General features: G+C 70.8%; 17 protein-coding genes. 8 read left to right on the top strand and 9 right to left on the bottom strand.

Annotated features, from left to right (window positions below; all coding sequences use genetic code 11):
• The first annotated feature begins 851 nt into the window (after positions 1 to 851).
• Positions 852 to 2,855: a hypothetical protein gene (locus AFR_RS46645; protein ID WP_158510507.1), complete on the top strand. Its 2,004-nt coding sequence runs from the start codon at positions 852 to 854 to the stop codon at positions 2,853 to 2,855.
• A gap of 9 nt (positions 2,856 to 2,864) precedes the next feature.
• Here the strand turns inward: AFR_RS46645 and AFR_RS04170 are convergent, their stop codons facing one another.
• The 3 genes from AFR_RS04170 to AFR_RS04160 form a co-directional block, all read right to left on the bottom strand.
• Positions 2,865 to 3,734 carry a DUF3152 domain-containing protein gene (locus tag AFR_RS04170; protein WP_023358060.1) on the bottom strand — a complete coding sequence of 290 codons (870 nt, stop codon included), beginning with the start codon at positions 3,732 to 3,734 and terminating at the stop codon, positions 2,865 to 2,867.
• A 77-nt stretch (positions 3,735 to 3,811) separates the two neighbouring features.
• The gene (locus tag AFR_RS04165) at positions 3,812 to 4,771 is read right to left on the bottom strand and encodes an alpha/beta fold hydrolase (RefSeq protein ID WP_023358059.1); all 960 of its coding nucleotides are present in this window, start codon (positions 4,769 to 4,771) and stop codon (positions 3,812 to 3,814) included.
• Positions 4,771 to 6,810, bottom strand: a complete 2,040-nt coding sequence (locus tag AFR_RS04160; protein WP_023358058.1) for a hypothetical protein — start codon at positions 6,808 to 6,810, stop codon at positions 4,771 to 4,773. Before AFR_RS04160 ends, AFR_RS04165 begins: the two co-directional genes overlap by 1 nt.
• Positions 6,811 to 6,963: 153 nt before the next feature.
• Here AFR_RS04160 and AFR_RS04155 point away from each other — a divergent pair, with 153 nt between their 5' ends.
• The 3 genes from AFR_RS04155 (at position 6,964) to AFR_RS04145 (ending at position 9,963) form a co-directional block, all read left to right on the top strand.
• Positions 6,964 to 7,626 carry a TetR/AcrR family transcriptional regulator gene (locus tag AFR_RS04155; RefSeq protein WP_041840594.1) on the top strand — a complete coding sequence of 221 codons (663 nt, stop codon included), beginning with the start codon at positions 6,964 to 6,966 and terminating at the stop codon, positions 7,624 to 7,626.
• Between the two features lie 37 nt (positions 7,627 to 7,663).
• A complete protein-coding gene (locus AFR_RS04150; protein WP_023358056.1) occupies positions 7,664 to 7,888 on the top strand; it encodes a DUF3107 domain-containing protein in 225 nt (74 codons plus the stop codon).
• 260 nt (positions 7,889 to 8,148) lie between these two features.
• Positions 8,149 to 9,963 carry a DEAD/DEAH box helicase gene (locus tag AFR_RS04145; RefSeq protein ID WP_023358055.1) on the top strand — a complete coding sequence of 605 codons (1,815 nt, stop codon included), beginning with the start codon at positions 8,149 to 8,151 and terminating at the stop codon, positions 9,961 to 9,963.
• Positions 9,964 to 10,102: 139 nt separating this feature from the next.
• Here AFR_RS04145 and AFR_RS04140 read toward each other — a convergent pair whose 3' ends face one another.
• A complete protein-coding gene (locus tag AFR_RS04140) occupies positions 10,103 to 10,396 on the bottom strand; it encodes a DUF2470 domain-containing protein (protein WP_023358054.1) in 294 nt (97 codons plus the stop codon).
• Positions 10,393 to 11,034 carry a biliverdin-producing heme oxygenase gene (locus tag AFR_RS04135; protein WP_023358053.1) on the bottom strand — a complete coding sequence of 214 codons (642 nt, stop codon included), beginning with the start codon at positions 11,032 to 11,034 and terminating at the stop codon, positions 10,393 to 10,395. The genes AFR_RS04140 and AFR_RS04135 overlap by 4 nt, the downstream gene beginning before the upstream one ends.
• 88 nt (positions 11,035 to 11,122) lie before the next feature.
• Here AFR_RS04135 and AFR_RS04130 point away from each other — a divergent pair, with 88 nt between their 5' ends.
• Positions 11,123 to 12,259 (top strand): class I SAM-dependent methyltransferase, encoded by a 1,137-nt coding sequence (locus tag AFR_RS04130; RefSeq protein ID WP_023358052.1) that lies wholly within the window; start codon positions 11,123 to 11,125, stop codon positions 12,257 to 12,259.
• 2 nt (positions 12,260 to 12,261) lie between these two features.
• Here the strand turns inward: AFR_RS04130 and AFR_RS04125 are convergent, their stop codons facing one another.
• Genes AFR_RS04125 through AFR_RS04115 form a run of 3 tightly spaced genes read right to left on the bottom strand, consistent with a single transcriptional unit; the run spans position 12,262 to position 13,773 of the window.
• Positions 12,262 to 13,251 (bottom strand): DUF8832 domain-containing protein, encoded by a 990-nt coding sequence (locus AFR_RS04125; RefSeq protein ID WP_023358051.1) that lies wholly within the window; start codon positions 13,249 to 13,251, stop codon positions 12,262 to 12,264.
• Positions 13,244 to 13,456, bottom strand: coding sequence for a heavy-metal-associated domain-containing protein (locus AFR_RS04120; protein WP_023358050.1), 213 nt, complete (start codon positions 13,454 to 13,456; stop codon positions 13,244 to 13,246). The genes AFR_RS04125 and AFR_RS04120 overlap by 8 nt, the downstream gene beginning before the upstream one ends.
• Before the next feature lie 14 nt (positions 13,457 to 13,470).
• The gene (locus tag AFR_RS04115) at positions 13,471 to 13,773 is read right to left on the bottom strand and encodes a metal-sensitive transcriptional regulator (protein WP_023358049.1); all 303 of its coding nucleotides are present in this window, start codon (positions 13,771 to 13,773) and stop codon (positions 13,471 to 13,473) included.
• Positions 13,774 to 13,874: 101 nt separating this feature from the next.
• Here AFR_RS04115 and AFR_RS04110 point away from each other — a divergent pair, with 101 nt between their 5' ends.
• A complete protein-coding gene (locus tag AFR_RS04110) occupies positions 13,875 to 14,810 on the top strand; it encodes a C40 family peptidase (protein WP_148307868.1) in 936 nt (311 codons plus the stop codon).
• Positions 14,811 to 15,253: 443 nt separating this feature from the next.
• Here the strand turns inward: AFR_RS04110 and AFR_RS04105 are convergent, their stop codons facing one another.
• The gene (locus AFR_RS04105; RefSeq protein ID WP_023358047.1) at positions 15,254 to 17,410 is read right to left on the bottom strand and encodes a RecQ family ATP-dependent DNA helicase; all 2,157 of its coding nucleotides are present in this window, start codon (positions 17,408 to 17,410) and stop codon (positions 15,254 to 15,256) included.
• Between the two features lie 124 nt (positions 17,411 to 17,534).
• Between AFR_RS04105 and AFR_RS04100 the strand changes: the two genes are divergently transcribed.
• Complete coding sequence (locus AFR_RS04100) at positions 17,535 to 17,933, top strand: hypothetical protein (protein ID WP_023358046.1); 399 nt, start codon at positions 17,535 to 17,537, stop codon at positions 17,931 to 17,933.
• A 115-nt stretch (positions 17,934 to 18,048) separates the two neighbouring features.
• Positions 18,049 to 18,384 carry a nuclear transport factor 2 family protein gene (locus AFR_RS04095; RefSeq protein ID WP_041840592.1) on the top strand — a complete coding sequence of 112 codons (336 nt, stop codon included), beginning with the start codon at positions 18,049 to 18,051 and terminating at the stop codon, positions 18,382 to 18,384.
• Positions 18,385 to 18,391 lie beyond the last annotated feature (7 nt).

Genomic DNA, 18,391 nt, shown 5'->3' with positions numbered 1-18,391 from the left:
GTTCCCCGCCGGAAGCAGCCTGACTTGCCGTGCTGTCGTGCGCAGCGGTCCCGGTCGGGGCAGCAGCGGCTTTCGGGGAAGTGGCTTTTGCGAACGTCGGCGCAGCAGGCTTTGCGGGAGTTGCTGCCTTTGCAGGATCGTCCGATGTTGTTGGTGTCGCGTCAGTGGAGGTGTTTGTCGCCGTCGCGGGACCCTGCGCCGTCGTCGCCTTGGCCTGTGCGGATGTCGCCGTGGTCCGCGCGGCCTTCGGGGCGGGCGGCTGATCGGGCTTGGCGACTGCCGACCTGCTGGGTGCAGCCTTGGCCGGCGCCTTCGCCGGAGCAACCTTCGAGCCCGCGCCCTCGGCGGACACGGCCGTGGCCGGCGCAACCGCGTCGGGCGCACCCTTGGCCGGGCCGGCCTTGGTCGGGGCAGTCCTGGCCGGCGCAGGATTCGTCGCCGCAGCCTTGGCGGGTCCAGTATTCGTCGCCGCGGGCTTGGCAGACCCAACGTTCGTCCCCGCCGCGTTGGTGGGAGCGGCATTCGTCGCGGTGCCCTTGGCAGAACCAACGTTTGTCTCCGCCGCGTTGGCAGACGCGGCGTTAGTCACGGTCGCCTTGCCCAGACCAGCGTTTGTCGTCGCAGCGTCGGAAGGCGCGGCGTTCGCCGGGGCGGCCTTGGCAGAACCGACGTTCGTCGTTGCCGCGTTGGCAGGAGCGGCATTTGTAGCCGCGGCCCTGGCAGAACCACCGTTCGTCGCCGCAGCTTTGGCAGGACCAGCGTTTGTCGCCGCAGCTTTGGCGGGAGCAGCGTTTGTCGCCGCAGCTTTGGCGGGAGCAGAGTGCGCCGCCGCGGCTTTGGAAGGCGCAGCGTTGGATGGTGAAGCGCTGGTTGCCTTGGCCGCTGTGGTCTTTGCGGGCGCTGCCTTCGCGGGTGCTGCCTTCGTCGCAGTGGTCTTTGCGGATGCTGCCTTTGCCGCCGCAGCCTTCGTCGGTGCCGCCTTGGTGACGGCGGTTTTGGTCCCGGCGGTTTTGGTCCCGGCGGTTCCGGTCGTGGCGGTTCCGGTCGTGGCGGTTCCGGTCGTGGCGGTTCCGGTCGTGGCGGTTCCGGTCGTGGCGGTTCCGGTCGTGGCGGTTTTCGTCGCGGCCGTCTTCGCAGGCGCGGCCTTTGCCGTCGCGGCCCTTACCGTCGTGCCCTTTGCCGTCGCAGTCTTTGTGGTCGCGGTCCTGGCCGTCGCGGTCTTGGCAGGTGTGGCCTTGGTGGCCGGGGTCTTGGCCGATACAGCCTTCGCTGCGGCAGCTTTGCCGGGAGCGGCCGTTGTCCCTGCCACCTTCGTGGTCGCGGCTTTCGCCGCCGTCGGCTTCGCACCGGTAGCCGAGGCAGCAGCCGACTTTGCAGGCGCCCGCGTTCCGGCAGCGGTCTTCACGGGGGCAGCCTTCGCCGCCGCCGACGATGCCGCCGAGCCAGCCGTCGTCCTGCCGGCGGTAGCTCCCGCAGTCGCCGACCTGCTCGACCCCGTGCTCTTGGTCGCAGCAGCTTTGGTGGCTGCCCGCCCAGCCGAGGCGGCTGACTTGGCAGGCCCTGCACCGGCCCGGGCCGACTTCGCCGGTGGCGTCGTTCGCTCAGTCACGGCGGACTTGTTCGGCGTAGACCTGGCCGCAACCGCCCGTGCGGGGGTCCCCGCGCCGGTCCCGGTTGATTCGGCGGGCAGACTCGACCGGGTCACACGAGCAGCCCTCACCGAGCCGATCGACGTCATCCCCGAAGCTGCAGCCGACTTCGCAACGTCAGACACCGCGGCCGAGCCCGTCGGACCAGCCGACTTCGTCGCCGCAGACCTGGCCGAACCAGCCGACTTCGCGGTCGCAGACCTGGCCGGGCCAGCGGACTTCGCGACCGCAGACCTCGCTGGGTCGGATGACTTCGCGGTCGCGAGCACGACCGGATCGGCAGATTTCGCGGCCGCAGGCCTGGCCTGGCGTGCTGGCTTCGCGGCGGGCAGGGCTGGTCCCGAAACCTCGGCCACGCCGGACGTTTCGGGGTTGGACGCCAGGCCGGCCGACTTCGCGCCCGGCCGGGCCGCGCTGATCGGCTTCGGCGATTCCGGTTCCTTCGGCGAGCGGGGCCGGCCTGCGACCTTTGTCGCTGCCTTGGCGGCCTCGGTAACCAGAGCGTCAGGACTCGGAGCTTCGGCAGCGGGCGCTGCGGCGGCCTTGACGGCGGCCGGCTTCCGGCGCCGGATGGGCGTCGGCTCGGCACCTGCCGCGGCGGCGGTCCGGCGCGTGCGGGCAGCAGGACTCGCCTCGGCAGCACCTGACGCAAGCAAGGCGGTGGACGCGGGCGAGGCAGCAGACGTGGGTGCGGCGGTGTCAGGTGATTCGGGCATGGCGGGTGTCCCCGTGGGGTTGAGTGGGGATGCATTCTGGGCACGGCCGGCTGCGGTGGCACTCGGCCGACGGGCGTTGCGCCCCGCAGCTACCGCCTTGCGCGCGGAGCCCGCCGGGCCGAGCGCAGAGGCCGCCGGATCAAGGACGGACGCCGCCGGGCCCAGCACGGGGGCCGCCGGATCAAGGACGGACGCCGCCTGGCCGAAAGCAGAGGCCGCCGGGTTGAGCGCGGTAACCGCCGGGTCAGGCGCGGAGGCCGACTTACGGCGTGCGGAGACTGGCGGTTTGCCCGCGGAGGGTGGCGGGTTGCGCCGGACGGTCGCCGTCGTCTGGTCCCGGGTGGGCAGGTCCTCAGCGGCGGCCCGAGGAGCTGCGGAACCTTTTGTCGCTTTTGCCATAACATACGCCAGAGTGCCAGAGGCGGGCGGGCGTCACAGGCGTTTCGCGAGACCTCCTCAGAACCACGGTGGAGGCCGACCGAACGGTTGAGGTGCCAGGTCAGAGGCTTGGGCCCACAAAACGGTGGTTTCCCCGACGGGGCCACGCATAGGGGACGCAACCGCGCAGGGTCAGGGTCTGCTGGACCATCACCGGGGCCGGGCCGCCGCGTTTGGGGCAGCCTTCGTGGTGGCGGCCGAGTTCGTGGCCGACTTCGTGGTTCAGGACGTACTGGCGGTAGACCGCGAGGGGGATCTTCGCCGTGAGGTACGGCCGGGACGACAGCCGCCACCGGTCGAGGTTGATGATCGCCTGGCCGGTGGCGCGGCACGACGTGTACGGGCGGCCGGCGACCGTGATGTTGACTCCGCCGCGGCGGCACATTTTGCCGGCGGTTTCGCGGGTCGCCAGGTACACGGTGAAGGTCGCGGACTCGTTGCCGGGCACACGCTGCAGCCGGAGTTGCCCGTCGCCGATCCAGCTGCGTTTGTCGCCGAGTGTCGCCTCGACCTGCGCGGCGAAGGCGGCCACGTCCTCGTTGCTGCCCTGTTCGACCGCGACGCGGAAGCGTTTGAGCTGCCCTTTGGAGCCGAGCACCTTGCCGCGGCCCGGCGCGTACGCGAACTTGCCCGAACCGCGCGTGGGCACCCGGCCGGGGAGGAGCAGGAGATCCTGCGGCGCGGAGACGGAGGTGGCGGAAACCGAAGGTGACGGCGACGGCGACAAAGAGGGCGACGGCGAGACAGAGGGCAAGGCTGAGGGCGGTGCAGCGACGGGCGCCGCTGCGGGCCGCAGGAAGGACGGGAGGAGCGCCGCGCCCGCGATCGCCAGGACGGCGATGACCAGGGCCGCGATCCACCACCGGCGCAGCCGCTCGCGTCCGTTGTCGGGCGCGGCGGCAGGCCTCAGCGGGATGCGGGTCTGGATCATCAGGCGTCAGAGTGCCACAGCGCACAGGGGTGCGGGTGCCGCAGGAATGTTCTGGGCGACGTGCGTCACGCCGGGCTTCAGCCGATCGGCGAGTTGACGTCCTCGAGCATGCCGACGACCCCGCGCGCGACCAGGCGGGGGACTTCCATCTGGGCGACGTGGCCGACGCCGGGGAGGATCAGCAGGCGGCTGTCCGGGATGACCTTGGCGACCTGGGCGGGCACGCGCGGGTCGACCAGCTCGTCCTTCAGACCGCCGATGACCAGGGTGGGCGCGGTGATCCGGGCGGCCAGACGCCACTGCGAGTTAACCCCCGGCAGGTACGCCCGGAGGAAGCTGGACACGAGCCCGCGCAGCGTACCGAGGTAGGCCTTGGGGTAGTGGGCGACGGTGTGCCGGAGCTTGATCTCCTCGATGGCCTCGACGCGGCGCTGCGGGCTGACCTTGGTGGTGTCGCCGAAGCAGGCCAGCAGCACCTGCTCGGCCATCTGCTCGGGGGTGAGGCGGGCGAGGCCCCACGCGAAGAGGCGTTCGGCGCGGGGCAGAGCGAGCAGGGGCAGCATCGGGCCCTGGGCCGTCCGCCGGGGGTCGAGGAAGGGCATGGCCGGCGAGATCAGCGTGAGCGTCTTGATCAGGTCGGGGCGCAGCGCTGCCACGCGTACCGAGATCGAACCGCCGAGGGAGTTGCCGACGAGATGGACCGGGCCGCGGTCGGCGTATTCGAGGTAGCCGATGAGTTTGTCGGCGAACGACGGGATGGAGTAGCGCCGGGTGGGGTCGCTGTAGCCGAATCCGGGCAGGTCGACGGCCTGGGCGTCGAAGCGGTCGGACAACAGCGAGGCGAAGTCCGTCCAGTTCTGCGAGGAGCCGCCGAGGCCGTGCACGAAGACCGCCGGCTCGGCGCCCGGGGCTGTCGCCGGGGTGTCACGGATGTGGAGCATCTCGCCGTCGATCGTGACGCGACGCGCGGGCCACGGCGGCGGGCCGTCGCCTTCGGGCGGCAGGACGTCGTCCGCCGCGAGGATTGCACCCTTCATCAGGACAACAGTGCCTCAAGACGGCGGTTTATCGCGGCGAGTGTGGCGCGGACCATGGCCTGGCGGTCGTCCCCGGTGATCACCGCGGAGCCGGAGAGCTGCTCGACCCAGCCACCGACCGACAGCAGCAAAACAACCACAGCAACCTGCATGGATCCGAACGGTACGGAACCCGCGTGCTCGACGAAGCACTTGGCGGGCCCGTCGGCGTGGTCGGAGTGGGTGAGCAGCTCGTCGACCGCACTGGCGGTGGCCATCGCGCAGAGCCGCAGCAGGTAGCCGTCGACGGCGGGACCGGTCGCCTCCCCCGAGGTGATCAGGCCGTTGACGGTGAGCCGGACCTCGACGGTCGCCTCGGTGCCGAACGTGTTGACCTGCACGCTCTCGATCATCACGCGCGGGCCGGGGCGCTCACCCGGGTCGAGCGGGCGCGGCGGCGCGGGCTCGACGTTGCTCGGGACCGACTCGGTGAACCCGGACGTGGCGCCGGTGGCATAACCCGGTGCCGCGCGGCCGGCCGGGTTGGGCTGGCTCGGCACGAACGGCGCCGCCGGGGCGGGCGGCGCGGGCGGCGCGGAGGCCTGAGCAGCGGGTGGCCCGGACGCCTGCGCGGCCGGCGGAGCCTGCTGGGGCCGCGGAACGTACGACGGAGGGGCCGACCGGGGTGCCGGAGCCGGCGGTGACATCGGTGTCGGCGCGGGCGGGGCGGACCGTGGTGCGGCGACCGGCGTCTGCGAGCCGGGCAGCGGGGTCGCGCCCTGCATCGCGGCGTCCAGACCCATCCTGTCCTGCAGCAGCCGCGCGACCTGGCGGCTCACCTCGGCGGGGTCGGCGCCCTCGGAGAGGTCCAGCCGCAGGCTGTGCGCCCCGGCCGGGGTCGACCGCAGCGACGCGTCGCGGACCCCCTCGACCTCACGCACGGCCTCCAGGATGGCGTTCACATCGAACCCTTCCTGCCGCTCCTGCGACGACAGCACGTCATCGCGGCGCAGGTGCGTCGCGATGCGGGCCAGCGCGGGGGTCTCGGCGGGTGGCTCCACGGACGGCGGCTCCGGGACGGTGGGCACGTCCGGCTGGGCCGGTACGCGCTGCGGCAACGCGGGGAACGACTGCTCCCCCGCGCCCGCGGCACCGGGGTCTCCGGCCGGGCGGGCGTAACCGGCAGGGGTGTCAGCGCTCTCGTACGGCAGCCGGCGGGGGAAGCTGGAGGGATCGTACGACGGCCGGCTCACGCCTTGATCGCCGGAACGTGACTGGTCGGTAGCCACGGGCTTGGACACCCTGGGCAGGCCTTCCATGGGTGTCGGCGGGTCGAGGGCGTGCCGTGCGGACTCCGAGGTCGCCCAGTCGGCGCGGCGTCCGCCGGGCGTCGCGGGACGCACCGCCGGGAACGGCCGCTCGGCGGGCACAGCCGCACGCTGCTGGCCGGCGGACGGGCGTGGTGGCTCCCGCCGGACATCGTCGAGATCACCCTCGTACGGGTACGGCGGGGCGCTGGCGGGCAGGTTGCCGTTGACGGCGCGCAGCTCGCTGGTGTCCTGCGCGTCCGGCCGCAGCAACTCCGGCGAGAGCGGATCGGGGCGTACGGGCTGCGGAGGCTCCGCGGCGCGGGGCGGCTCGTTCTGCCGGGGCTCGCTGCCGTTGGGTGACAGGTGGGACAGCAGGTCCTGATAGCGGGACCGGCTGTCGGACCAGCGGGGTGCCGCGGCGTTCTCCGTCCGCGGCGGGCCGGACGGCGCCGGCGGTGTGGAGGCCGGGCTGGCCGGGGAGAAGGACGGCGGTGGCGGTGGAGTGGCGAAGGGCCGGATCTCCCCCGAAGGAGTGTCCGTCGGAAGGGGCCTCTCCTGGGTGAACGGCCGGACCTCGGTGCCGGGCCGGCGCCAGGCCGGGACCTCGGTCTCCGGGTCCAGGGCGGAGCCCGCGTTGGACCACGGGCTCTCACGCGAGGCCCATCCGTTCAGCAGGGTGCGGTCACGCGACTCAGCACCAGTGCCGCCCTCGGCCGCACCGGTGTCCCCGGAATGCCCTGTTTCGTCCACCGCGCGCTCCTCGCTTGCCCCCCGCTGAGGCTACCGTGTGGTTGCAGTGGCGATAAGTTGCAGCGTCGCGACAATTGCCCGCCCGGAATGCGACAGACGGCGAACCGGGCAATCTGCGCCCAAGGCGCGGGGGAACAAGTCTCGGAGGTTGACATGACCGCTGCGTCAGGCGGAGCACAGACGGCGGGGCGCCCTACGCGTCTGCCGCGCTCCGCGCGCCGTAAGCAACTGCTTGCCGCCGCGCAGCAGATCTTCGTGGCACAGGGCTACCACGCCGCCGCCATGGACGAGATCGCCGAACGGGCCGGCGTCTCCAAACCCGTGCTCTACCAGCACTTCCCCGGCAAGCTGGAGCTCTACCTGGCCCTGCTGGACACCCACTGCGACGCGATAATCGCCAAGGTGCGTGGTGCGATGCTGGCGACTCCGGACAACAAGGAACGCGTCAAGGGGGCCGTCCAGGCCTACTTCGACTTCGTCGACCACGAGAGCGAGGCGTTCCGGCTGGTCTTCGAGTCCGACCTGCGCAACGACCCGCAGGTCCGCGAACGTGTCGAGCGGGTCGAGCAGGGCTGCATCGCCGCGGTCACCGACACGGTCGTCTCGGACACCGGTCAGAACACCGCCAACGCCGAGTTGCTGGCATCGGGGCTCGTCGGCGCGGCCGGCCAGGCGGCGCAGTACTGGCTCGCCACCGGACGGCAGACGCCCAAGGCCGAGGCGGAAGCCCTGGTCGCCGCCCTGATCTGGCGGGGTATCGCCAGCTTCCCGCTGCAGGGTGAGTCAACGCCCGGTACGTCCGGGGAAATCGGCTAGCCTTCATATCGGTAGCCATCTGAAAGGGAGGACCCCCGTGGAGGTCAAGATCGGCGTGCAGTACGCCCAGCGCGAGCTGGTGCTGGAGAGCGCGCAGACTCAGGCCGAGGTCGAGCAGGCCGTGACCGAGGCAATGGCCAAGGACGGCGTTCTCACCCTGACCGACGAGAAGGGCCGCAAGGTGATCGTTCCGATCGCCAAGGTGGCCTACGTGGAGATCGCCGAGAAGTCCGAGCGGCCGTTCGGCTTCACCACTCGATAGTCACGACGCGCGACAGAACGGCAGGGTGCCCGCTCCAGGGTGTCCTGCCGTTTCTATACAGCACCGTCACCTTCGCCCTGAGGTGCGGAATCTCTCTGTCGGGTAGACTTCTCCTGTCGCCGTCGACGTCGGCTCGTCAATTCGAGTCGCCGCGGCGACGCGCGTGCGGCCCGCGAGCATCTCGCGTGTGGCCCGCGCCCTATCCAGACCGCGCCCCAGGAATTCGACGGGCGCACCACGAGAGGCACCCGTAGAACTTCATGACCGACATCGAGAACATCGAATCTGAACCTGCCCTGGTCCCCGTCCTGACCCGCGCGCCCGTACGCGCGGACAGCCCCACGTTCGCCGAGCTGGGCGTCCGGGCGGAGACCGTCGAGGCGCTGGCCTCGGCCGGCATCACCCGGGCGTTCGCGATCCAGGAGTACGCCCTTCCCATCGCCCTGCGCGGCACCGACCTGATCGGTCAGGCCCCCACCGGCACCGGCAAGACCCTCGGCTTCGGCCTGCCCCTGCTCGAGCGGGTGCTCGCCCCCAGCGAGGGTGCCGACGGCCAGCCGCAGGCGCTCATCGTCGTCCCGACCCGCGAGCTGGGTCTGCAGGTCGCCCGTGACATCGCCGCCGCGGGCAGCACCCGCGGTGTGCGCGTGCTGCCGATCTACGGCGGTGTCGCCTACGAGACGCAGGTCGAGACGCTGAAGAAGGGCGTCGAGATCCTGGTCGGCACCCCCGGCCGCCTGCTCGACCTGGCCAAGCAAAAGCAGCTGAAGCTCGGCTCGATCAAGGCACTCGTGCTCGACGAGGCCGACCGCATGCTCGACCTCGGTTTCCTCGAGGACGTCGAGAAGATCCTGGCCATGCTCCCCTCCGAGCGCCAGACGATGCTCTTCTCGGCGACCATGCCGGACCCGATCGTCGCGCTGAGCCGCCGCTTCCTGAACCACCCGGTGACCATCCACGCGGGCCACACCTCGGACAGCGGCCCGTCACCGCTGACCAAGCAGGTCGTCTACCGCACCCACCCGCTGAACAAGCTGGAGATGGTCGCCCGCATCCTGCAGGCCCGCGAGCGCGGCCTGACGATGATCTTCACCCGCACCAAGCGGGCCGCCGACCGCGTCGCCGAGGACCTCGACTTCCGCGGTTTTGCGGTGGCCGCCGTCCACGGCGACCTGGGCCAGGGCGCCCGCGAGCGGGCCCTGCGCGCGTTCCGCTCCGGCAAGATCGACGTGCTGGTGGCGACCGACGTGGCTGCCCGTGGCCTCGACGTCTCGGGTGTCACCCACGTGATCAACTACGACTGTCCCGAGGACCCCGACACCTACACGCACCGCATCGGCCGGACCGGCCGCGCGGGCGCCACCGGTGTTGCGGTGACCTTCGTGGACTGGGAGGACATGCCGCGCTGGGTGCTCATCGACAAGTCGATGGGTCTCAACATGCCGCAGCCGCCCGAGACCTACCACACGTCCACGGCGCTCTACTCCGACCTGGACATCCCCTCCGACGTGTCGGGCACGCTGCCGACCGCGGTCCGGACCCGGGTCGGCCTGTCCGCCGAGATCGAGGAAGACCTGGGTGGCACCCGCCGCCGCGGCAGCCGCGACGGCGGTCGTGACGGCAGCCGCGACTCGGCCCGCGGACGGGGTCGCACCGACCGGTCCCGCGGCCCGCGCCGTGACGACGCCCCCGCCTCCCCCGCCGCCGAGGTCGCCGCACCGCCGGCCGACGACGAGGCGGGTGACCGTCCCCGTCGGCAGCGTCGCCGCCGCCGCGCAGGCGACCCCCTGACAACAACCGACGAGGGTACGGGCACAGCAGTCGCTCCGCTCTTCGCGGACGGCACCGAGGCCGTGACGTCGACCGACAGCGGTCCCGACGAGGGCGACAGCGAAGGCGGCTCCGACGACACCGACGCCTCGGGTCGCCCGCGGCGTCGTCGCCGGCGTGGTGGCCGCGGCAACCGTGGTGCCGGTGGCGGCACCGAGGGCACCGACGGCGCCGAGGGCTCCGACGCTCCGGGCGAGATGTCCGGCGGCTCCGAGGCCGGCGTAGGCACCGGCTCCGACGACTGACCCTGACCAGCAACAACGGGTGCCCCGCCGACAGGCGAGGCACCCGTTCTGCTTTCCAGGGCCTATCCTGCCGATCCGGCCCGCGCAGCGAGGCGGAAGCTGGGCCCGGCGCGGGCCGTCAAGATCGGCAGGACAGGCCTTAGTGCGTGGGTTCGACGCCCAAAGCGGCGCAGGCCTGCTGATACATCCGGACCGCTTCCGTACGTACCTGGCGGCGTTCGGTCAGGTGTTCGCTGAACGGGATCCGCACCGGGACGGCGATGCCGTTGACGGTCGCCTCGAAGTCCATGCCGTCCGCGTCCAGGCCGGACATGCGGGCCGCGCTCGCGGTGTCGATGCCACCGAGACCGCGGACGATCAGCACGTTATCGTCGGCGTGGTCGTCGTTCATGTGGCGGGCGATCTGCGCCACCACGTCCGGGGTGAAAGTCATGCCCAGCGCTCCTTGAGCTCTCGCAGCACCGCGATGTTGAGCCGGTAGGCCTCGGTCACCTCGGCGAGGAATTTCTGTTCATCGTCCGGGGCAAATGCTGCCTGGTCGAGCAATTCGCGGTAACGGGTGCGGAACGCGGGCGGCGAGACACCCTCGAAGACGAAGAACCGGTGGCCGGCGCCGTTCAGGGCGTACGCCTTGGCGATGGCCGGGCCGAGGTACTGACCGCCGGACAGGTCGCCGAGATACCGCGTGTAGTGATGCGCGACAAAACCCCACGGGTGGTCGAACGCGACCGCACGCAGCCGGGCGCAGTATTCCGTGGTGGCGGGCAGCGGCGTGAGCTGCGGCCCCGGACCGAGCAGTGTCTCGAGGTCGTCGGTCAGCGCCGGCAACCGGGTCAGCTCCGGGAAGACAAAACTGCCGGCCACGGAGTCGGTGGCCATCACCGCGGCCGCCTGCTCCAGCGTCTCGTAGATGAACCAGTGCTGCGTGGCCAGATCGGCGTAGGCCTGCCGCGGCAACTCACCCGCGGCGAGCCGGTCGAGGAAGCCGCTGCCCTGGGCCGCGTCATGATCCATCCGCGTGCCGGTGCGCAGCCGGACGGAGAGCTTTTCCATCGGATCAGCCAGCGTCATCTCGGCACCTCCAGGCCTTGAGTTAGGTGAGCCTAACAAAGCGGGACGGCTTTGTAGATCATCAATTCTGGCGAGGCAGAATGGAAGGATGCCCCAACCACTGGACGCCGTCCTCGCCGAAGTGCGTGACCTGCTGCTCGACCCCGCTCTCACGCGGGCGGTCGCCGCGGGTAAGCGTCGCGGTTTCACTCCTTCGGTCACCCGCGCGGAGTTGCGGCCGGTCGCCCTCAAAGGCGGACCGCGGTTGCAGATCGTGACCGATGACGGCTCCCGGCCGTACACCCGGAACGTCGCGCCCGGTGCCGAGGCGGCCGAGGCCGTGGATGCCCTGCTGGCGGAACCGTTCGGGAACTGGCACGTGGAGACGGCGGCTGAGACCGTACAGGTGCGGGTGACCAAGAAGGGTGACGCGCAGATCCACCGGGCGGCGACCGCCGGGCCAACGGTGACACAAAGTCACGATCGGGCCAAGCAGTGGCTGCTGGACCCGGGCGACCCGCTGTTCACGGTGGTCGGTGGCACGGCAGCCAAGCGGCGGCAGGTCGACGCCTTCCTGCGCGCGCTGGCCGCAACACTGCCCGACGAACTGCCGCAGACCCTGCGCGTCGTCGACCTGGGCTGCGGAAACGCGTATCTGACCTTCGCGGCCTACCGCTACCTAGCCGACCGCGGCGTGACGGTCCGGGTCGTGGGAGTCGACGTCCGCGAGGACCAGCGCGTCCGCAATTCCGCCGTCGCCGAGCAATTGGGCTGCGCCGAGGCGGTGACGTTTGTCGCGGGCACGATCGAGGACGCCGTCGTCGACGAAGCGCCCGACCTGGTGCTGGCCCTGCACGCCTGCGACACGGCAACCGACCAGGCACTCGCCCGGGCCGTCAACTGGAACGCAAAGTGGGTGCTGGCAGCCCCGTGCTGCCACCACGACATCGCCGCGCAGCTCAAGGGCAACACCGCCCCTTCCCCGTACGCGGAGATCACCCGGAATGCGATCCTGCGGGAGCGCTTCGCGGACGTCCTCACCGACTCGCTGCGATCGGCGCTCCTGCGTCTGCGGGGTTACAAGGTCGAGGTGGTGGAGTTCGTGGACTCCGCGCACACGCCGCGCAACCTGCTGCTGCGCGCACGGCTGACCGGTGCGGCGCCGGACGAGGGTCAGCGCGCCGAATACGACGCGCTGACCGCTCAGTGGGGTGTCACCCCGGCGTTGGAGAAGTTGCTCAGCTGACCTTATTTGACGACTGTGGTGAAGGCGGCCGTGTGGACCTGGCCCGCGACCTGGAAATCGAAGAACATCCGGTAGCGGCCCGGTCCCGGCGCGGCCAGCCAGAACTTGACGGCACCGTCGACGAGCTGCGGCTCCGGGTGCACGTGGACGTAACCGACGTCACCCTCGCGGAGCACCACCAGGTGCCCGAACGCTGCCAAGTACGGCTCCAGCGTGGCCGGTTTGCCGTCCGGCCCCTGCACTGACATCAGCAGCGGCTGGGTTGCGCCTGTCTTGGGCGTACCGGCGTACGAAATCTTGAAGCCGTCGGCGGTCGCCTCGGTGACAGGAGCGGGGAGCGCGACCGGGACGTAGTTGCCGGTGACGGTGAGGTCGACACCGAGCGTGACCGGCGTCTGCTGGCCGCCGACCACCGCGGTGAAGTCGGTGATCGCGCGGTAGCTGCCGGGCGCCGCCAGCGCCAGGTCGATGCTCCAGGTGCCGTCGGGCGCCATCGTCGGATGCAGGTGCTGGAAGCCGGTGAGATCGCGGCGCACCACCACGAAGTGCAACGGCTTGTCGTGCACCACGGCGTACGTGGTGATCGGCGCACCACCGGGACCGGCGATCTTGAACTTGAACGCCTGCCGCTCCCCGGCCTTGAACGTGGTCGCCTCGGGCGTGAGCGTCAGACCGGCCGCGGTGACCGCCAGCCCGCCGACACTGTCCGCATTCAGAGCGCCTTGGGAAACCGTGCCGTCGGCGTTGTGCTGGTGCGGCGCCGTCCCGGTGTCGTCGTGCGGCGCGGCACTGACCGCACTGTGGGCGCCGTGCCCGTCGGCGGCCGGCACCGGCACCGGCGCGGCCTGCGCCTGCTCGACGGAATTGTTGAGACGACCGATGCCGTAGCCCGCGAAGAGGACCAGCACGACCACCGCACCGAACGCCGCGAGCCGGAAACTCGCCCGATCCGACTTCGGCTCGGCCGGCGCCTGCTCGAGCGTGTCAGGCATCGGCGAGCTCGTAGCCGGCCTCGTCGACCGCGGCGCGCACGGCATCCTCGGCGAGGAGAGCCTCACTGGTCACGGTGACGGCACCGGTGGCGAGGTCAACCTGAACGGCGTCGACGCCGGGCAGCCCGGAGATCTCGCTGGTGACGGCCTGAACGCAGTGGCTGCAGGTCATGCCGCTGACGGTGTAGGTGGAGGTGACTGGCATTACTGTCCCTTTGGTTAGGAGCGGACGAGGCGGGCGATCGCGTCTGAAGCTTCTTTGACCTTGGCGGTCGGGTCACCGGCGCGGGCGGCGTCGACAACGCAGTGGGCCAGATGGTCCTCGAGCAGGCCCACGGCCACAGCCTGCAACGCACTCTTCGCGGCGGAGATCTGCGTGAGAACATCGATGCAGTACGTGTCCTCGTCGACCATCCGCTGCAGGCCGCGGATCTGGCCCTCGATGCGGCGCAGGCGCCCGAGCAGAGCGGCCTTGTCCCCCGAATAGCCGTGCGGCCCGGAGTGTTCGTGGTCGGTGGTCATGCCAGACAGCATACCCCCCACCCGTATGCCGTCGCTTTTACACCATTTGTCTCGTTAGAGGCGATGTGCCGCTCACCCCCCGAAAGATCATTGTCGCCCTGGTGCCGGTACTGCTGCTCCTGGGCCTCTCCCCTGCACCCGCTGCCGGCGCCGACCGCCCCACCGCCGCCGAACTCGACAAACGCATCACGGCAGCGTCGCGGCAGCTGGAGGTCCTGGTCGAGCAGTACAACAACTCCCGCGAAGACCTGAACGCGACCCGAATGCAGACGAAGCATCTCGGTGGCCGGCTCGGCCCGATGACCCGCGAACTGAACCAGCAGCAGGAAGTCATGGCCGACCTCGCGTCCCGCACGTACCAGCGCACCCGCAACGGCCCGACTGTTGCGCTCTTCGCGGCCGACCAGCCGCAGCTGTTCGTCGACAAGTTGCTGGTGCTGCACCAGCTCGCCACCTCCGAACAACGCGCGGTCGCCGAACTCCGGGCGGCCCGCTCGAAGGTCGTCCAAACCCGCAAAATGCTGAACGCGTTGGCCGCCCAGCAGCGCCGCCAGCAGTTCCAGCTCCGCGCCCGCAAGGCGACGGTCGAGGGCGAGATCGGCGCGCTCAAGCAGATGCGCGCGATCGCCTACGGCGGCGGCTCCCGATACGGGGTCAGCTCGGACGTCCCCATGCCCGACTTCATCCCCGGCCGCGCCGGACGAGTGGTGGCGTTCGCGTTCGCCCAGCTGGGCAAGCCTTACCGCTGGGGTGCGGCCGGCCCGAACTCCTACGACTGCTCGGGCTTGACCCTCGCCGCCTGGAACACCGCCGGCGTCGGCTTACCGCACAACGCTGCACGCCAGTACGGCTCGATGGCCCACATCAGCCGATCCGACCTTCGCCCTGGTGACCTGGTGTTCTTCTACGGCCCTATCAGCCACGTCGGCGTCTACATCGGAGGCGGCAACATGATCCACGCGCCGGAGTACGGCGAAAACGTGCGCGTCTCCAGTATCGACACGCAACCCATCCACGGCTTCGGCCGCCCCGGCTAACCCATGCCCTGCCGGCCAACTGGCCGCCAGGTAACGCGGCGCTGCCAGCTCGGGTCGCCTGCCAGCCCGGGTCGCCTGCCAGCTCGCGTCGCCTGCCAGCCCGGGTCGCCTGCCAACCCGGGTCGCCTGCCAGCTCGCGTCGCCTGCCAACCCGGGTCGCCCGCCAGCTCGCGTCGCCTGCCAACCCGGGTCGCCTGCCAACCCGGGTCGCCCGCCAGCTCGCGTCGCCTGCCAACCCGGGTCGCCTGCCAACCCGGGTCGCCTGCCAGCTCGCGTCGCCTGCCAACCCGGGTCGCCCGCCAACTCGCGTCGCCCCACCAGGTTGCGTCACGCTGCCACGTTGCGTCGCGCCGCCAGCCTGCGGCGCGCCGCCAGCTCGCGTCGCCCCACCGGATTGCGTCGCGCTATCAGCCTGCGCCGGTGTTTTGTTTCCGTCGAAGGGATCAGCCTGCGACGGCCAGGGCGAACGGTAGGACGGCCGGGGCGCCGGCTTTGCGGAGGGCTCGGCCGGCCAGGACCATCGTCCAGCCGGAGTCGGCGAGGTCGTCGACGAGCAGGACCGGGCCTGTCAGGTCCTTGAGGGACTCGGCGACCTCCGGGGGCACCGAGAAGGCGTCGTGCAGTGCCAAGACCCGCTGGGCGCTGTTGCCGCGCGGCCCATCGTCGCCCTGGTGGGTGGAGGTGAGGGTGCCCAGCATGGGGAGGCGGCCGACCTTGGCGATGCGGTCGGCGATGCTGGCCACCAGGCGCGGGTGGCGATTTGAGGCGACCGAGACCACTGCGGCGGGGCGTTGGTCCCAGCTGTTGTCACCGTGGGACCAGGCCTTGAGAACTTCGACGACTGCGGCGGCCAGGTCGTCCGGGAGTTCGGCGTCGGGGGCGTCAGGCGCAACCAGTGCGCGGAGGCGACCGCCCCAGCCGAGGTCGGACAGGCGGCCTACAGCGCGACCGGGGAGGATCTGCTCTGACGGGCCGATCTTGCCTTTGACGGAGACGCCGGCTGCGGCAAGGCCGGTGGGCCAGAGCTTTTTCGGGGAGATGTCCACGCCGGCGTGACCCAGGAACGCCTGAGCTGCCGTCAGTGCCTCCGGTGAGACCTCTGCGTCGAAGAGAGGATCGGCACAGTTGTCGCAGCGGCCGCAGGCTTTGGCCTCCGGGTCGTCGAGGCAGCGGCGGAGGAACTCCATGCGGCAACTGGTCGTTCTCGCGTACTCGATCATGGTTTGCTGCTCGGTCGTGCGGGCCTCGGCGACGCGGCGGAGCCTGGCGGTGTCGTAGGTCCAGGGCTCGCCGGTGACCGTCCAGCCGCCGCGGGTGCGGCGGACGGCGCCGTCCACGTCGAGGACTTTCAGCATCAGCTCGAGGCGGGCGCGGCGCAGGTCCACGATGGGCTCGAGCGCCTGGGTGGACAGCGGTCGGTCGGGTGACAGGGCGGCCAGAACCGAGCGCACCTGCTCCTCCGGTGGGAACGCCAGCGATGCGAAGTAGCGCCAGATCGCGACGTCCTCGGCGCCGGGCAGCAGCACCACCTCGGCGTGCTCGACGGCCCGGCCTGCCCGGCCGACCTGCTGGTAGTAGGCGATCGGTGACGGCGGCGCACCGAGGTGCACCACAAAGCCGAGGTCGGGTTTGTCGAAGCCCATGCCCAGCGCCGACGTGGCGACCAGCGCCTTGATCTTGTTGTCCAGGAGGTCCTGCTCGGCAGCTCGGCGGTCGGAGTCCTCGACCTGGCCGGTGTAAGACGCGACCGGGAAGCCCCGTGACCGCAGGAACTCCGCGGTCTCGGTCGCCGCGGCAACGGTCAGTGTGTAGATGATGCCGGAGCCCGTCAGCCGGTCGAGGTGATCGGCGAGCCAGCCCAGCCGGTGTGCGGGATTCGGAAGGTCAAGAACCGCAAGACGCAGCGAATCGCGCTCGAGCGTGCCCCGCAGGACAAGTGCGTCACCCAGCTGCTCGGCGACGTCGGCGGTGACGCGAGAGTTGGCCGTGGCGGTGGTCGCCAGCACCGGCGTGAGGCCGGGCAGCCCGGCCAGGAACGTGCGCAGCCGCCGATAGTCCGGCCGGAAGTCGTGACCCCAGTCGGAGACGCAGTGCGCCTCGTCGACCACCAACAGGCCGGTGCTCGCGGCGAGACCGGGCAGCACGTTGTCGCGGAAGTCCGGGTTGTTGAGCCGCTCGGGGCTGATCAGCAGAACGTCGACCTCACCGTTACGGATCTCGGCGGTGATCTCGCCCCACTCGTCGAGGTTCGCCGAGTTGATCGTGCGGGCCCGGATGCCGGCGCGGGCGGCGGCCTCCACCTGGTTACGCATGAGGGCCAGCAGCGGCGACACGATGACGGTCGGCCCGGCCGGCGGGTCGCCTGGCTCGGCGGTGATGCCGTCCCGCAGCAGTGCCGTGGCGACGAAGTAGACCGCCGACTTGCCCCAGCCGGTGCGCTGCACGCAGAGCACCCGCCGCCGATCGACCACGAGCGCCTCGATCGCCCGCCACTGGTCCTCCCGCAGCACCGCATGCTCACCGGCGAGCCGGCGCAGCACTTCCTCGGCGCACTCGCGCACCGCCAGCCGCTCGGCTTCGCTCACCTTGTCCCGCGTCATTTCCACCACGCAGCATGTCTACCAGCCGGGACCGACAAGACCGGAGTTATCCACAGGCTCGGGTTATCCACAGGCGGAGGAAGAATCCTTGACAACTTTTCTTGTCGGTGGCAGCGTTGGGGGCATGTCAAAGACGATCGCCGAGAAGCTCCAGATCAAGCCGAACACCACGGTCTGGTTGTCACACCCGGAGCACTTGCCGCTGCTCACGCCCATGCCTGAGGGAGTGCGCGAGAGCGAAGGCCTCGCTACGGCAAGCACGGCGATCCTCTTCGCTGACGACGCGGCGAGCGCGCGCAAACTGCTCGAGCAGCACACCGAAGACCTCGCCAAACCGGCCGTGCTCTGGGTCGCCTACCCCAAGGGCAACAAGGCGGACATCAACCGCGACACCCTCTGGCCCATCGTCGCCGACTTCAACATGCGCCCGAACGGCCAGGTCGCCATCGACGACCACTGGTCAGCCCTCCGCTTCCGCGCCAACCGCCCCGACGAAGCCCGCTTCACCGGCGGCGCAAAGTAGCCAAGCCGAACAGCACCAGATCCCAGGCCGGGCCTGGCGGTGGGGGCGGGAGTGGGGCGCCACGGGTTGGAAATGGGGTCGCTTGGGAGGGGACTGGGTCGTTAGGGTCTCAGCCATGTCGGACACTGCTGCACTTCTTGACCGTTTCCTCACCGCTTGGAACGGCCAGGATCTGGCGGGTGTGACCGACTGCCTCGCCGAGGATGTCGTGCTCTGTGGCTCCGACGGCTCGACCGTACGGGGGCGGGTCGCCGTGGCCGCAGTGTTCGCCGATCAGCTCGGGGGTGACCCTGACCTGGTGATCGAACCGATCGCTGTGCGGGGCGAGCGGGGCTTCGGCTACTTCTCGTATCCCGTGGCCGAGGACGGCAGCACGTTGCGGGGTGTCGACGTCTACACCGTGCGCGACGGGCTGATCGTCGCCAAGGACGTGATCAGCAAGATTGCCTGACGGCCTG

This window comes from Amorphoplanes friuliensis DSM 7358 (assembly GCF_000494755.1).
GTDB classification, from domain to species: Bacteria; Actinomycetota; Actinomycetes; order Mycobacteriales; family Micromonosporaceae; genus Actinoplanes; species Actinoplanes friuliensis.
The sequence above is the reverse complement of the archived record's forward strand: the minus strand, read 5'-3'. Positions and strand labels throughout refer to the sequence as shown.